Here is a 15,105-nt window from a genome sequence, read left to right on the forward strand (position 1 = left end):
TTGGTGTAATTTGTAGATTAACGTCGGAATTCGGCGCGGACCCGGTCAGCGCGGTACTCCAGATCGGGTGCGCGATAGCCGCTGCGCAGCCGCGGGACCGCATAGCAGCGCTGCCAGCTTTCCCCGGAGGCCAGCGGCTGGTCGATCTGGTAACTAGTCGCGGTCACTGCAACATCCAGCAGGTTGCTGCTGTAGCCCGGCTGAGTTGCCAGCAGTTGCCAACTGATTCTGCTGGCGGTGCGCTCGCCCCGGTTTTCGATGTGCACCTGTAGCGGACGGCCAAAATCGCAGGCCTCGGGCAGGTACTCAATGCGAATCTCCAGTTGCGCTGCGCTACGACCGTCGAACCACTGCTTGAGTCCGACTCCAGCCGCCAGCAGCAGAGCCAGGGCCACCAGTACGCCGCTGGCCGGGACCATGACACGGGGAAAACGGATCAGCAAAATCAGCCAGATCAGTAACAGGGCAATCCCCAGGATCATAGGTGTCCTCCCAACTCAGTTTTCCTCATCTCCAGACTCTACCAGAGCTTTAGCCTGAGGGCATTGGCGTGGCCGGCCAGCCGAATAATTCACAACTGTTATGCAGGCAGGCGTTGGCGAACTCTTCTGCTGATTCGCCGCGCAGTTCGGCCAACTGTCGGGCGATTTCGGGCAGCCACTGCGGGCTGTTGCGTTGATGGGCCTGAAAGCTGGGAGCCATGTCCGGGGCATCGGTCTCCAGTACCAGCGCCTCGCGCGGTAATTCGGTAACGACCCGGCGCAGCCGCTGGGCCTGGGGCCAGGTAGCGGCGCCGCCCAGGCCGAGCTTGAAGCCAAGCTTGATATATTCACGCGCTTCCTCGCGGCTGCCGGCAAAGGCGTGGATGATGCCAGCACGCTTGAGTCGCCAGCGCTTGAGAGTAGCGATGGTCGCGGCATGGGCCCGGCGCACATGCAGCAGTACCGGTAACTCGAACTCGGCGGCCAGTTGCAGTTGGGCTTCGAACAGCTCTTGCTGGCGCTCGCGGTCCAGCTCGCTGATGAAGTAGTCGAGCCCGATTTCACCGACGGCGCAACACTTGGGGTGCCCGCTCAGGCGCTCCAGCCAGGTACGCAGCTCCTTCAGATGCTCGGGGCGGTGCTGCTCCAGATAGATCGGATGCAGGCCGAAGGCGGCATATAGCTGCGGGTGCGCTTGCACCAGCGTCCACAAGCGCTCCCAGTTGTCGCGATAGACCCCCATCACCAGCAAGCGCCGCACCCCCAGGCGCCGGCTATCGGCCAGCACCTGCTCGCGATCCGGATCGAAGTCGGGGAAGTCCAGATGAGTGTGAGTGTCGATGTAGTTCATGGGGGTAGCTTCGCGCCTGTGGGTGGTGACTGCAAGATTTTGATGCCCATCAAGGTGAAGCTCATCAGGCTTGTTGATCATCGCAGTGCACCAGAACGGGTGCCGGACTGCCCGCACTGCGCGCTGGCGGAGCGCTCCGGCCCTTGAGTTCGATTAAGCCAGGAAGACTTCGGCTTGAAAAACATGACGTTATTGTTACTGGCACGGGCTTTGCTGCGGCAGCAGCGGCCAGCGGCGATGCTTCTGGCCAAACCAATATTTCTGGGCAAAGGCGTCCACACAACTGCTCCTTCGGGAAGCAATTGGGTGGACGCTTTTTTTTGTGCGCGTTTTTTGCCATCACCTGGGGGAGAAACCACGATGAGCATCTATTTTCAAACACCACGCAAAACCCTCTTGAGCCTGGCCGTGCTGCTGGCCGGTGCCAGTTCGGCAGCTCACGCTGACAGTCCGTCGCTGTGGGAGGCGCTGACCGAGGGCAAGGCCGGGCTGGATCTGCGCTATCGCTATGAGCGGGTCGATCAGGACAATTTTGATCGTAACGCCCATGCCTCGACTTTGCGTACCCGGCTCAACTACGCCACCGGCACCTGGCAGGGGCTGGGAGCCTTTGTCGAGTTCGATAATGTCAGTGTGCTGGGTGAGCAGCGCTACAACGATGCGAGCCTGCGTCCGAGCGCCAAGACCCAGTACCCGGTGGTTGCTGACCCCAAGGGCACCGAGGTTAATCAGGCCTTTCTCAGCTATGCCGGGCTGAGCGATACGCTGTTCAAGTACGGTCGCCAGCGGATTATCTATGACAATGCCCGGTTCATTGGCAACGTTGGCTGGCGCCAGAACGAGCAGACCTTCGACGCCTTTACCGTGGTCAACCGTTCGCTGTCCGACACCACGCTGTCCTACGCCTATCTCGACAAGGTGCACCGGATCTTCGGCAAGGACTCGCCGCGTGGTGAGATCGACATGAAGTCCCACCTGCTCAATGCTTCCTACAGCGGGTTTGGGCTGGGCACCCTGACCGCCTACGGTTACTTCCTGGAAGATCAGGATACGCCAGCCAGTTCCAGCGCTACCAAGGGCCTGCGTTTCACCGGTGGCTACCAGCTCGCCGAGAGCAGCAAGCTGCTCTATACCCTGGAGTGGGCGCGTCAGGACGACTATCAGGACAGTCAGGATATCAATGCCCGCTACAAGTTTGCCGAGCTGGGGTTGCAGTATGCCGGGGTCACTGGACGGGCCGGTTATGAGGTCCTGGGCGTCAAGGACAGTGCCTTCAGCACCCCGCTGGCCACTGCCCACGCCTTCAATGGCTGGGCGGACGTGTTCCTGGTCACACCGGCCAACGGCCTGCGCGACCGCCATGTGAAACTGGCCGGTTCAGTCTACGGCGTGGGGCTGATGGCGGCCTATCATGACTTCAAGTCCGATCGCGGCAGCATCGACTACGGCAGCGAGGTCAACCTGCAGGCGAGCAAGGCCATCGGCAAGGTCAATCTGACCGCCAAGTATGCGCGCTATTCGGCGGATGACTTCTTTGTCGATACCGAGAAGTTCTGGTTGATGGGGCAGGTGGCGTTCTAGTGTAAACGCTGATCAAATGGGATCAGCGTAGGCTCAGTTGACGCTCCCCCTGTTTTGGACACGCCGTGAACCCGTCCTTGGGGGCTCGTAGATGCCATCCCTGGCATCTAACGGTCCAAAACAGGGGGAGCGTCAATTGAGCCACCAGACTTTGGCGTGGTTGCTCAGCGTTTTCTGATGCCTCAGTGATGCTCGCGAGTAGCGCGGAAGCGGATGTCCGGCCAGCGTTCTTCGGTCAGGCTCAGGTTGACCCGGGTCGGGGCCAGGTAGGTCAGGTGACCGCCGCCATCCACTGCCAGGTTCTCAACCGCCTTGTTGCGAAACTCCTCAAGTTTCTTCTTGTCGTCCGACTCGATCCAGCGTGCTGACCAGACGTTGATCGGCTCGTACAGACACTCGACCTTGTACTCTTCCTTCAGCCGGCTGGCGACCACATCGAACTGCAGAACCCCGACCGCGCCGAGAATGATGTCGTTGTTGCGCTCGGGGAAGAACACCTGGGTCGCACCTTCCTCGGCCAGTTCCTGCAGCCCCTGACGCAACTGCTTGGATTTCAGCGGGTCTTTCAGCCGTACCCGGCGGAACAGCTCCGGGGCGAAGTGCGGGATGCCGGTGAAACCGAGCTTTTCACCCTCGGTGAAGGTGTCGCCGATCTGGATGGTGCCGTGGTTGTGCAGGCCGATGATATCGCCGGCCCAGGCCTCTTCAAGATGCTCGCGCTCGGCCGCGAAGAAGGTCAGGGCGTCGGCAATCCGGACATCCTTACCGGTGCGTACCTGGTGCAGCTTCATGCCCTTTTCGTAGTGGCCGGAACAGATGCGCATGAAGGCAATCCGGTCGCGGTGCTTGGGATCCATGTTGGCCTGGATCTTGAAGATAAAGCCGGTGAATGGGGCCTCGGTGGCTTCCACCTGGCGCTCGTTGGCCGGCCGCGGCAGCGGCGCCGGCGCCCAGTCGACAACCGCGTCCAGCACCTGATCGACACCGAAGTTGCCCAGTGCGGTACCGAAGAATACCGGGGTCATCTCGCCCTTGAGAAAGGCCTCGGGCTCGAAACTGTGGCAGGCGCCCTGCACCAGCTCCAGTTCTTCAACGAAGTTGTCGTAGTCATCGCCCAGATAGTCGCGAGCCTCGGCCGAGTCCAACCCCTGAATCCGCTGCTGCTCGGTACGCTCATGGCCGTGGCCAGGCTGGTAGACGATGATGTAGTCGCCCTGCAGGTGATAGACACCCTTGAAATCCCTGTAGCAGCCGATTGGCCAGGTGATCGGTGCGGCCTTGATGTTGAGTACCGCCTCGATCTCGTCGAGCAGTTCGATAGGGTCGCGGATATCGCGGTCGAGCTTGTTGACGAAGCTGACGATCGGGGTGTCGCGCAGTCGGCAGACTTCCATCAGGGCGATGGTCCGTGGCTCGACCCCTTTACCGCCGTCGAGCACCATCAACGCCGAGTCGACCGCAGTCAGGGTACGGTAGGTGTCTTCCGAAAAGTCCTCGTGACCGGGGGTGTCGAGCAGGTTGATCATGCACTCGCGGTAGGGGAACTGCATCACCGAGGTGCTGACCGAGATACCGCGCTGCTTCTCCATCGCCATCCAGTCGGAAGTGGCATGGCGGTCGGATTTGCGCGCCTTGACCGTACCGGCGACGTTGATCGCCTGGCCCATCAGCAGCAGCCGTTCGGTGATGGTGGTTTTACCCGCATCCGGGTGCGAGATGATGGCGAAGGTACGGCGCTTGGCGACTTCTTTGGCGATGGCGTTGGACATGTGCTGTTCGGTTCGTGCTGAGGCAGGGAGCCACGGCACATCAGCGCCAGCCGGCTCCAGGCGGAGGTAAAGGACAATCGGCGCGTATTGTGGCCGATTGTCGTGGTCAAGACAAAGGGTATCGCTGCCCGCCGGTCAATTGCTCGTCTCAGCGAACACTTGCTCCAGGCGTTGCAGGTGGCGCTGTTTGCTTGGCTCATCGAGCCAGGCGCCCTCGAAGGCGTTGCGCCCAAGCTGGTACAGTTGCTCGCGGGTTAGCGGCAGGTGCTCGATCAGAGCCCGGTAGTTGTCGCCGATATAACCGCCGAAGTAGGCCGGGTCGTCGGAGTTGACCGTGGCCTTCAGGCCCAGATCGAGCATGCGCAGGATCGGGTGCTGGCGCAGGTCGTCGACTACACACAGCTTGAGATTGGAGAGCGGGCAGACGGTCAGGGTCAGGCCATCGGCGGCCAGCCGGCGTACCAGTGCGTCATCTTCCAGTGCCCGGTTGCCGTGGTCGATGCGGTCAACCTTGAGCAGGTCCAGGGCCTCCCAGACATACTCGGGCGGGCCTTCCTCACCGGCGTGCACGGTGATCTTGTAACCCAGTTGCTGGCAGCGGGCGAACACCCGGGCGAATTTGCTCGGCGGATGCCCGCGTTCGGAGGAGTCGAGGCCAAAGCCGTCGATCTGCTCAGCGAACGGCTGGGCCAGTTCCAGAGTTTCGAGGGCGCTGTCTTCGCTCAGATGACGCAGGAACGACAGGATCAACCGGAAGCTGATGCCCAGTTCGCGCTTGCCCTGTTCCAGGGCCCGACGGATGCCACCAATCTGCACGTCCAGACCGACGCCACGCTCCAGGTGCGCCTGCGGGTCGAAGAAAATCTCCACGTGCACCACGTTGTCTTGTTGCACGCGGGTCAAATAGGCCCAGGTCAGGTCGAAGAAATCCTGCTCGGTCAGCAGTACCGACATGCCAGCGTAATAGACATCGAGAAAGTCCTGCAGATTGCTGAACGCATAGGCTGCACGCAGGCTGTCGATATCGGCATAGGCCAGTTTGACCTGGTTGCGCTCGGCCAGTTGGAACACCAGTTCAGGCTCCAGACTGCCCTCGATATGCAGGTGCAGTTCGGCCTTGGGCATGCGTTCGGCCAGTGACAGGAGAGAGTGGGGCATGGGTATTCCTTGGACTGCGCGGTTGATCAGGCGATCCATGATACCACCTTGGCCGGCCTGATCAGGCCTTGCACAAGCACAGTGCGTCAGAACGTTGATGCGCACCGCCAGCAGGCATGGGTGCCCTTGGCGCCGGTTCCAAAGACTGTTTTTATCTATGAATTTCAGTGAGTTGATAAAAGTTGGTACAGCCATTGCTTTATTCGGGACAGGGGCAAGGCATGCAGATGAGGCGGCCGGCCTGACAATTTGATCTCAGGGCAAAGGCGTCCACCGACACGACCGTGAACAGGGTTGTGAACGTGGACGCCTTTTTTTGTGCCTGCATCGAGGGGTCCGGCCTGCGTCCTGATCGGCGAACCAACACTTTATCGAGGAGCTATTCCATGTCACATGCAGGTAATCGGGCACACCCGGGGTTGGCGACCATTGGTCGGCGACTGGCGACGGCGTTGCTGGGGGTCGGACTGTTGAGCAGCGCACTGGCCCAGGCTGCCGGGCCGCTGGAGAAAGAAGATCTGAAGTTCGGCTTTATCAAGCTGACCGATATGGCGCCGCTGGCGATTGCCTACGAGCGCGGATATTTCGAGGATGAAGGGCTGTTCGTAACCCTCGAGGCTCAGGCCAACTGGAAGGTGTTGCTCGACCGAGTGATCGATGGCGAACTGGACGGTGCGCACATGTTGGCCGGCCAGCCGATTGGCGCAACCATTGGCTTTGGTACCGAGGCCCATGTGGTTACCGCCTTTTCCATGGATCTCAACGGTAATGCGATCACTGTTTCCAACGAAGTCTGGGAGGCGATGAAACCGCATATTCCGCACGAGAACGGCAAGCCGGTACATCCGATCAAGGCTGACTACCTCAAGCCGGTAGTCGAGGGTTTCCGCGATCGCGGGCAGCGCTTCCAGATGGGCATGGTGTTCCCGGTCTCGACCCACAACTACGAGCTGCGTTATTGGCTGGCTGCTGGCGGTATTCATCCCGGCTATTACGCCCCGCACAAAGGTGATACTTCCGGCCAGCTGGATGCCGAGGTGCTGCTCTCGGTTACCCCGCCGCCGCAGATGCCGGCCACGCTTCAGGCCGGCACTATTCATGGCTACTGCGTTGGTGAGCCGTGGAACCAGCAAGCGGTGTTCATGGGCATCGGGGTGCCGGTGATCACCAACTACGAGATCTGGCGCAACAACCCGGAGAAGGTGTTCGGGGTCAGCAACAGCTGGGCCGAACAGCATCCCAACACCCACATTGCCGTGGTCAAGGCGCTGATCCGGGCCGCCCACTGGTTGGATGCCGACAATAACGCCAACCGCGCCGAGGCGGTGAAGATCCTGGCCCAGCCGCACTATGTCGGCGCGGACGAGGCGGTAATCGCCAACTCGATGACCGGCACCTTCGAATACGAGAAGGGTGATAAGCGCGAGGTGCCGGACTTCAACGTGTTCTTCCGTCACCACGCGACCTATCCCTATTACTCCGATGCCATCTGGTTCCTGACCCAGATGCGCCGTTGGGGCCAGATCCCCGAGCACAAGCCTGACAGCTGGTATCTGGACATGGCCAAGAAAGTCTATCGCCCGGAAGTCTACCGCCAGGCCGCCGAGGCGTTGATCGCCGAAGGCAAGCTGCCGGCCTCGGTGTTCCCTGACTTCGCCACGGAAGACGGCATGCGGGCGCCGCAGAGCGAGTTTATCGACGGTGTGGTGTTCGATGGCCGAACCCCCAACGACTACCTCAACAGCCTGACGATCGGACTCAAGGGCGAGCAGAAACTCTGAAACGCCTTGGCCCCGCGGCTGCGGGGCCGGGCTGAGGTGCATGAACATGACCAATCGACTGATTCACTACCTTGAAATGACCGGCTTCACCTGGATGGTGCCGGTGGTGCGCCTGGTGCGCGGCGAGAACCTGCGCGAACAGCTCGGTGAGCTGTTCAACCGGGTCGGTCTGCCGCTGCTGGCGATCGCAATCTTCCTGCTGCTGTGGTCGGCGCTGGCGGCCCAGGTGAAGACCAGCCTGGGCGACTTGCCTGGCCCCGTTCAGGTCTGGGAGCAGGCCGGCAACCTGTATGCCGAGCATCAGGCCGAGCGCGGGCGTGAGCGGGCCTTTCTCGAGCGTCAGGTCGAACGCAACGCCCGGCTACTGGAAGCCGACCCCAACGCTGAAGTGCGCTGGCGCAGCTACACCGGCAAGCCGACCTTTGTCGATCAGATTTTCACCAGTCTGAAGACCGTCTTCGCCGGTTTCGTCCTGGCCAGCCTGATAGCAATCCCGATTGGCGTAGCCTGTGGCCTGAGTCCGCGTCTATATGGGGCGATCAGCCCGCTGGTGCAGGTGCTTAAACCAGTGTCGCCACTGGCCTGGCTGCCGATTGTGACCATGGTGGTCAGCGCCGTGTACGTCTCCGACGACCCCTGGTTCCAACGCTCGTTCGTCACCTCGGCGATCACCGTGATGCTCTGCTCACTATGGCCGACGCTGATTAACACGGCAGTGGCGGTGGCTTCGATCGATCGCGACTGGATCAATGTCGGTCGGGTGATCCGCCTGCCGCTGGCCACCCGGATTTTCAAGATCGCCATTCCCGCGGCTCTGCCGATGATGTTCACCGGTCTGCGGATCTCGCTGGGGATCGGCTGGATGGTCCTGATCGCCGCCGAAATGCTGGCGCAGAACCCGGGCCTGGGCAAGTTCATCTGGGACGAGTTCCAGAACGGCAGCTCCAACTCGCTGGGACGGATCATGGTGGCGGTGCTGGCGATCGGCATCATCGGCTTTCTGCTCGACTGGCTGATGGTCACTCTGCAGAAATGCCTGTCCCACGACAAAACCGCGGCCCAATGAGTAGCGAATAAGTACAGGAGAGCACAACATGTCAGTCCTTCACGCTATCAAGGATCTTGTCAGCGAGCCGCAGCAGGCGGCCCAGACCGAGCCAGCGACAATCCGCTCCTTCCTTGACCTGAGCGGAGTATCCATCGACTTCCCGGTACGCGGCGGCAGCTTCCGCGCGCTGGACCGGGTCAACCTGAAAATCGCCAAGGGCGAGTACGTATCGATCATCGGCCACTCCGGCTGCGGCAAATCGACCGTACTGAACATCGTCGCCGGCCTGCTGCAGGCTACCGAGGGTGGCGCCATTCTGGAAGGGCGGGAAGTGACCCAGCCGGGGCCGGACCGGGCGGTGGTGTTCCAGAACCACGCTTTGTTGCCCTGGCTGACCTGCTACCAGAATGTCGAGCTGGCGGTGAAGGCGATCTTCAAGGGACGCAAGAGCCGCAAGGAAATGCGCGAATGGATCGAGCACAACCTTAAGCTGGTGCACATGGACCATGCGATGCACAAATACCCGGCGGAAATCTCCGGGGGCATGAAGCAGCGGGTCGGGATTGCCCGGGCGTTGGCGATGGAGCCTACAGTGCTGCTGATGGATGAGCCGTTCGGCGCGCTCGACGCGCTGACCCGCGCCCACCTGCAGGACTCGGTGATGGCGATCCAGGCCGAGCTGAACAACACCGTGCTGATGGTGACCCACGATGTCGACGAGGCCGTGCTGTTGTCGGACAAGATCGTGATGATGACCAATGGCCCGGCGGCCAAGGTCGGTGAGGTCTTGAGTATCGACCTGGAGCGCCCGCGTGATCGTCTGGCGCTGGCCAGCGATGCCCGCTACAACCAGTACCGCTCCGAAGTGCTGCGCTTTCTCTACGAGCGTCAGCGCCGGCCAGATGAACATTGAGGGTAACAGGTCGAGTGCCCGTGCCCTGCTGCGGCCGGGCTGGGCCTTCGGTCTTAGTCGCGGAACTGGGCCTTGTCCAGACCGTGGCGCTTCATCTTCTCGTACAGGGTCTTGCGGGCGATACCCAGGCGCAGCATGGTGGCCTTGAGGCTGCCCTGGCAGGCCTGCAGGGTGGTGATCAGCAGTGAGCGCTCGTAGCCGTCCATCAGCTCGGCCAGACTCTGGCCGGCCGGCAGTTCATCGCTGAAGCTGGCGTCGCCCGGCTCCAGCGCCAGTGGTCCCATCAGTACGTAGCGCTCGGCCAGATTGCGCAGCTCGCGGACGTTGCCGGGCCAGTCGTGCTGCATCAGCCGGGCAGCCTGGGCCGTATCCAGTGGCACGCTGTCGCGGTCGTAGCGGGCAGCGGCGATCAGGGCGAAGTGGTGAAACAGCAGTGGGATATCTTCCTTGCGTGCGCGCAGCGGCGGAATGTCGATTTGTACCACGTTGAGCCGGTAGTAAAGGTCGGCCCGAAATTCGCCGGCATCACTGAGTTGCTTGAGATCGCTCTTGGTGGCGGCGATTACCCGCACATCGACCGTTTGCAACTGGTTGCTGCCCAGGCGTTCGACCTTGCGTTCCTCCAACACCCGCAACAGCTTGACCTGCAACGCCAGCGGCATGCTTTCCAGCTCGTCGAGAAACAGGGTGCCCTGGTGGGCGTGTTCGAACTTGCCGATGCGTTTGCCTTCGGCGCCGGTAAAGGCGCCAGCCTCATGGCCGAACAGTTCGCTCTCGATCAGGTTCTCCGGAATTGCACCGCAGTTGATGGCGACGAAGTTGTGTTCGCGACGTGGACTGTTCTCGTGGATATAGCGAGCCAGGGCATCCTTGCCGGAGCCGGTTTCGCCGCGCAGGAGAATGTCGGCGTTGGTATCGAGCAGCGGATCGATCATTGCCAGCACCCGGCGCATGGCGGGTGAGTCGCCGCGCAGGCGCGGGCCAGGCATTGCCAGGCTGCGCAGTTGCTGCTTGAGCTGGCGGTTCTCAAGCGCCAGTTGGCGCTTTTCCAGTGCGCGCTTGAGGATTTCCAGCAGGCCGTCCTGGTGGAACGGCTTCTCGATAAAGTCGTAAGCGCCTTCACGCATGGCCGCCACCGCTGTGCTGATGTCGCCCTGGCCGGTGAGGATGATCAGCGGAATGCTGTCGTCGATCCGCTTCAGCGCCTGCAGCACTGCCAGACCATCCATGCCGGGCATGTGGTAGTCACACAGCACTACACCGGGAAAGTTGGCATCCAGGCGCGTCAGCGCCGCAGCGCCGTCGGCAAAGCACTCGACCGGCAGTTCCTCCAGGGCCAGGGTTTGGGCCATGACCTGGCGAATGGCGGCATCGTCGTCGATGAAAATGACCCGGGTTTCATTCATGCTGGGTTCTCGTTGGCCTGGCGTCGGCGCAGGGTCATGATGAATTCGGCACCACCTTCGGCGCGGTTCTGGCCGACCAGACTACCACCGAGCGCCTCGGAGATCTGCCGCGAGATTGACAGTCCCAACCCCAGCCCCTGTTTCAGCGGCTTGGTGGTGAAGAACGGCTCGAACACCTGCTCGCTATTGGCCGGCAGGCCCGGGCCGTTGTCGCGTACCCGGCATTCGACCTGGTCATCATACAGGTGCAGATCGATGTCGATGCGTGGTTGGGCACTGCCATCCACTGCCTGCACGGCGTTGCTCAGCAGATTGACCATGACCTGTTCGATGCGGATCAGGTCACCGTGTACCATCACCGGTTGTTCTGGGCGCTGCCAGTGAATCTCGGGCGTCGCACCGTCATTGCGGCTGAACAGCAACTTCAGTGCAGCGTCGATTGGTAGGCGCAGGTCGACCTGACTCGGCAGCCCTTCTGACTTGCGGGCGAACACCTTGAACTGGCGAATCAGCTCGGCCATTTTCTCGCACAGGGCAAGGATTTCGCCCAGGTTGGCTTCGACCATCGCCGTATCGCCACGTTGCAGGAACCGCCGGCTGTTGCTGGCGTAGCCTTGCAGGGCGGTCAGCGGCTGATTGAGTTCGTGATTGAGGCCCGCCGACATCTGCCCCAATACCGCCAGCTTGGCGGCCTGGATCAGCTCCTGCTGGGTGGCCTTGAGCTCGTGTTCAGCACGCTGGCGTTCGGCAATTTCAGCGCGCAACTGCTGGTTGCTGGTCTTGAGATCAGCGGTTCGCTCGGCAACCCGTTGCTCCAGCTGCACGCCACGTTCGGCCAGTTCGGCTTCACGCCGGTAGCGCTCGCGCAGGTACAGGCCGATGCTCAGCACGCCGGTCAGCAGCACCAGCGCACCTAGCACAAAGCGCAGCCGCACCCAGCGTACCGGTGTTGTCTCAACCAGTACATTCAGGCTCCAGCCCTGCTCGGCCACCTCATGACGTACCCGCAGATACTCGCGCCAGCTGCCGTTTTCGTCGATTTGCAGTCGCTCACTCAGCGCTGTGCTGCCCAGCGGCTGACCAAGCCGGCGCAGTGGCAGCACTGGCAGTGGTTGGTCAGCGTAACGGCGCTCACTGGCCAGTCGCTCGCGTTGGGCCTTGGTCAGTGGCTCGAAGGCCTGATACAGCCATTCGGGGCGGCTGGCCAGAAAGCTGATGCCGTAGTTGTCGAGTACCAGCATCTCTGTGGCCGGGCTGGCCGAAGGGCGGCGCCACTGGGCTTCCAGTTCATCGACCTGGACTTTCATGGCGATCACCCCGATCGCCTGCTGGTCCGCCAGGATCGGATAGGCGAAATACAACCCGCGCACGGCCGAGGTGGTGCCCAAGGCAAAATAGAACTGGCCCTGGTGCTGGGCCAGGGCGTCGATGAAATAGGGCCGGTAACTGAGATCCTGGGCAATGAAACTGTCTTGCTGCTGGTAATTGCTGGCGGCGATCACCAGACCTTGCGGGTCGAGCAGATACACATCGGAACTGGCGACGATGGTCGCCATCAGTTGCATGATCAGGTTGGCCTCGAGGATCAGCGGCGCATCGTCTGGACGACGCAGGGTTTCAGCCAGCAGTGGATGCTGAGCCGCCAGAGCGACGATCGGTTCATAGCGTTTGATCTCGTTGCCGAGCAACTGACCGTAGCGGAAGGCATCCTCGCGGCTTTCCCGTTCCAGTTGCCGGTAGCCGAACAGCCCGCCGAGCTGCCAGGCCAGCAGGCTGCTTAGCAGGATGCTCAGGGGTAGCCAGATGCGGTAGTTCATGGTTGTGTTGCCAAAGGGGTATGGACCTCAGAGTAGCGGTCCGGGAGGGTGGGAACAACCCGCCGACGCAGGGCCGGCGGGTGCTCGGGTTCAGGCCTGAGGCAATGGTGCCGGGCGGCTGAACTGACGCTGCAGCACAAAGGCAGCAATGGCGGTGCCTATTCCCAGCAGATCGGTGACCAGTCCGCCGGCGATCATCAGGAAGGCGGCGCCGATCAGCAGCGCGCGCACCGGCCAGTTGGCCGCCTGACGCAGGAACCAGGCCTGGACGCCGGCCGACAGCAGGTAGACACCGATGCTGGCGGTGACCAGCGCCTGGGCAATCGCCAGATAGCTGGCGTTCATCAGCAGGGCGCCGTTGTAGAAGAACATGAACGGTACGATGAAGGCCGCCAGGCCAATCTTGAACGAAGCCATCGAAGTCTGCATCGGATTGGCTCCGGAAATCCCGGCGGCGGCGAACGATGCCAGAGCCACCGGCGGGGTAATGGCCGAGACCACCGCGAAGTAGAACACGAAGAAGTGCGCGGTCAGCGGGTCGATACCGAGCTGGATCAGCCCCGGCGCCACCACCGATGCAGCTACCGCATAGGCGGCAGTGGTTGGCATGCCCATGCCGAGAATGATTGAGATCAGCATGGCGAACACCAGCGCCAGCAACTGGCTGGCATCGGCCAGGCCCAGCAGCAGCGAGGAGAACCGCGCACCGACCCCGGTCAGGGCGATGACGCCGACGATCACCCCGGCACAGGCGCAGACCACGATGATCTGGATCGACATGATGCCGGCCAGCTCCAATGCTCGCAGAATGCCGCGCAGCCCCATCTTGTTCGGTGACAGCCAACTGACGACCGCCGCCGCGACCGTGGCCAGGGTACCGGCGCGGATCACCGAGTAGCCGAGAAACAGCGCCACGATCAGAATCAGGATCGGCACGAACAGATACACCTGGCGCAGCAGTTTGGACAGCACTGGCAACTCGTCCTTGCGCATGCCGCGCATGCCGGTCTTGGCTGCCTCCAGATCAACCATGAAGTACACCGAGGCGAAATACAGGATCGCCGGAATCACCGCCGCAATGGCGATCTCGGTATAGGGAATACCGGTGATCTCGGCCATGATGAAGGCCCCGGCACCCATGATCGGCGGCATGATCTGCCCCCCGGTGGAAGCTGCCGCTTCGACCGCGCCAGCGGTCTTTTTGTTGTAGCCAACCTTCTTCATCAGCGGGATGGTCAGCGAGCCGGTGGACACCACATTGCCGGCGCTGGTGCCGTTGATCATGCCCATCAGACCGGAGGCGAAGATCGAGACCTTGGCCGGCCCGCCGCGCGAACGTCCGGCGACCGCGAAGGCGAAGTTGACGAAGTAATCACCGACCTTGGAGGCCTGCAGGAAGGCGGCGAAGATGATGAACAGGATGATGTAGGTCGAGGAGACCGCTGTGGTCGGGCCAAGCACGCCGATGTCGGTATAGACCTGGCTGAAGAAGCGCTGCAGGCTCAGGCCCGGATAGCCAAGAAAGCTCGGCAGGTGTGGGCCGGCAAACACATAGCCAACGAACAGCAGGGCAATGATCACCAGAGCCAGGCCGGCGACCCGGCGGGTCAGTTCCATGATCAGCGCGGTGCCGGCCACGGCGGCGAAGGTCATGCCAACCGGAGCAAATGGCGTGCCGGTACTCATACGCATCGGCGAGTTGAACACCACCAGAAAATAGCCGGCGCTGGCCAGCGCGCAGACGATCAACACCAGATCCGGCAGGCTGAAGCGGCTGCGGCGCTGGCATTGCAGCCAGCCGAGCACGATGCCCACGGCGCTGGCGGCCAGCAGCGGCCAACCGTAATGCCAGACCTCGATCTCGACCGGCACCCGCATGGCGCCGTCCTGCAGCAGCAGGTACATGGCGAAACTTTGCCACAACGCGTACAGCGCCGGCAGCAGGGCCAGCAGTGCGGCGGCGTCCAGCCAGCGCTGGCGCCGCGCTGGGCTGTCACTGAAGCGGCTGCCGGAGAACAGCAGAAAGCCGAGGATCAGGGCGCCGGCCACGTGGATGATACGGAAACTCCAGGTTTCCATCGGCGCGATATTCAGGACATAGAGATGGAACGCCGAATAGGCGATAGCCAGCAGCGCAACCGCGCGCAGCAGCCAGCCGTGAAACATCCGGCGATTGCCTTCGACCGGCTCGTCGTCGACGCCTTCAACCAGCACCGGGGCTGGCGGCCGTTCGCTCAGGCGTGGATCTTCAGGGGTATGGGCAGTGGACTGGGTCATGGGACACCTGCAAGGGCTCGATC

At 62.0% G+C, this 15,105-nt stretch carries 11 protein-coding genes; 4 read left to right on the forward strand and 7 right to left on the reverse strand.

Features of this window, described 5'->3' with window-relative positions; genetic code table 11:
• Window positions 1-17: 17 nt before the first annotated feature.
• Window positions 18-482, reverse strand: a complete 465-nt coding sequence (locus tag BVH74_RS07785; protein WP_080049508.1) for a hypothetical protein — start codon at window positions 480-482, stop codon at window positions 18-20.
• 49 nt (window positions 483-531) lie between these two features.
• Window positions 532-1,332 (reverse strand): TatD family hydrolase, encoded by an 801-nt coding sequence (locus BVH74_RS07790; RefSeq protein ID WP_080051663.1) that lies wholly within the window; start codon window positions 1,330-1,332, stop codon window positions 532-534.
• 360 nt (window positions 1,333-1,692) lie between these two features.
• On the opposite strand from BVH74_RS07790, the gene BVH74_RS07795 reads away from it, so the two are divergent.
• A complete protein-coding gene (locus tag BVH74_RS07795) occupies window positions 1,693-2,913 on the forward strand; it encodes an alginate export family protein (RefSeq protein ID WP_080049509.1) in 1,221 nt (406 codons plus the stop codon).
• A 182-nt stretch (window positions 2,914-3,095) separates the two neighbouring features.
• On the opposite strand, the gene BVH74_RS07800 is transcribed toward BVH74_RS07795, so the two are convergent.
• Together BVH74_RS07800 and BVH74_RS07805 are read right to left on the reverse strand one after the other, a co-directional pair.
• Complete coding sequence (locus tag BVH74_RS07800) at window positions 3,096-4,682, reverse strand: peptide chain release factor 3 (protein WP_080049510.1); 1,587 nt, start codon at window positions 4,680-4,682, stop codon at window positions 3,096-3,098.
• Window positions 4,683-4,817: 135 nt separating this feature from the next.
• A complete protein-coding gene (locus tag BVH74_RS07805; RefSeq protein WP_080049511.1) occupies window positions 4,818-5,840 on the reverse strand; it encodes an adenosine deaminase in 1,023 nt (340 codons plus the stop codon).
• Window positions 5,841-6,226: 386 nt separating this feature from the next.
• On the opposite strand from BVH74_RS07805, the gene BVH74_RS07810 reads away from it, so the two are divergent.
• The 3 genes from BVH74_RS07810 (at window position 6,227) to BVH74_RS07820 (ending at window position 9,582) form a co-directional block, all read left to right on the forward strand.
• Window positions 6,227-7,621, forward strand: a complete 1,395-nt coding sequence (locus BVH74_RS07810; protein ID WP_080049512.1) for a CmpA/NrtA family ABC transporter substrate-binding protein — start codon at window positions 6,227-6,229, stop codon at window positions 7,619-7,621.
• A gap of 46 nt (window positions 7,622-7,667) precedes the next feature.
• Window positions 7,668-8,687, forward strand: a complete 1,020-nt coding sequence (locus BVH74_RS07815; protein ID WP_080049513.1) for an ABC transporter permease — start codon at window positions 7,668-7,670, stop codon at window positions 8,685-8,687.
• Window positions 8,688-8,787: 100 nt separating this feature from the next.
• Window positions 8,788-9,582 (forward strand): ABC transporter ATP-binding protein, encoded by a 795-nt coding sequence (locus BVH74_RS07820; RefSeq protein WP_231705600.1) that lies wholly within the window; start codon window positions 8,788-8,790, stop codon window positions 9,580-9,582.
• Window positions 9,583-9,635: 53 nt separating this feature from the next.
• On the opposite strand, the gene BVH74_RS07825 is transcribed toward BVH74_RS07820, so the two are convergent.
• The 3 genes from BVH74_RS07825 to BVH74_RS07835 form a co-directional block, all read right to left on the reverse strand.
• Window positions 9,636-10,988, reverse strand: a complete 1,353-nt coding sequence (locus tag BVH74_RS07825) for a sigma-54-dependent transcriptional regulator (RefSeq protein ID WP_080049515.1) — start codon at window positions 10,986-10,988, stop codon at window positions 9,636-9,638.
• Window positions 10,985-12,805 (reverse strand): sensor histidine kinase, encoded by a 1,821-nt coding sequence (locus BVH74_RS07830; RefSeq protein WP_080049516.1) that lies wholly within the window; start codon window positions 12,803-12,805, stop codon window positions 10,985-10,987. The genes BVH74_RS07825 and BVH74_RS07830 overlap by 4 nt, the downstream gene beginning before the upstream one ends.
• 90 nt (window positions 12,806-12,895) lie before the next feature.
• A complete protein-coding gene (locus tag BVH74_RS07835) occupies window positions 12,896-15,082 on the reverse strand; it encodes a TRAP transporter permease (protein WP_080049517.1) in 2,187 nt (728 codons plus the stop codon).
• Between the last annotated feature and the right edge of the window lie 23 nt (window positions 15,083-15,105).

The sequence above is a fragment of the Halopseudomonas phragmitis genome (assembly GCF_002056295.1).
GTDB lineage: Bacteria > Pseudomonadota > Gammaproteobacteria > Pseudomonadales > Pseudomonadaceae > Halopseudomonas > Halopseudomonas phragmitis.

What these genes read in the sequence shown, in the direction of transcription:
- BVH74_RS07815 (WP_080049513.1), top strand. Translation starts at nt 7,668, where the DNA reads ATGACCAATCGACTGATTCACTACCTTGAAATGACCGGCTTCACCTGG.
- BVH74_RS07790 (WP_080051663.1), bottom strand. Translation starts at nt 1,332, where the DNA reads ATGAACTACATCGACACTCACACTCATCTGGACTTCCCCGACTTCGAT.
- BVH74_RS07795 (WP_080049509.1), top strand. Translation starts at nt 1,693, where the DNA reads ATGAGCATCTATTTTCAAACACCACGCAAAACCCTCTTGAGCCTGGCC.
- BVH74_RS07810 (WP_080049512.1), top strand. Translation starts at nt 6,227, where the DNA reads ATGTCACATGCAGGTAATCGGGCACACCCGGGGTTGGCGACCATTGGT.
- BVH74_RS07800 (WP_080049510.1), bottom strand. Translation starts at nt 4,682, where the DNA reads ATGTCCAACGCCATCGCCAAAGAAGTCGCCAAGCGCCGTACCTTCGCC.
- BVH74_RS07805 (WP_080049511.1), bottom strand. Translation starts at nt 5,840, where the DNA reads ATGCCCCACTCTCTCCTGTCACTGGCCGAACGCATGCCCAAGGCCGAA.
- BVH74_RS07835 (WP_080049517.1), bottom strand. Translation starts at nt 15,082, where the DNA reads ATGACCCAGTCCACTGCCCATACCCCTGAAGATCCACGCCTGAGCGAA.
- BVH74_RS07825 (WP_080049515.1), bottom strand. Translation starts at nt 10,988, where the DNA reads ATGAATGAAACCCGGGTCATTTTCATCGACGACGATGCCGCCATTCGC.
- BVH74_RS07830 (WP_080049516.1), bottom strand. Translation starts at nt 12,805, where the DNA reads ATGAACTACCGCATCTGGCTACCCCTGAGCATCCTGCTAAGCAGCCTG.
- BVH74_RS07785 (WP_080049508.1), bottom strand. Translation starts at nt 482, where the DNA reads ATGATCCTGGGGATTGCCCTGTTACTGATCTGGCTGATTTTGCTGATC.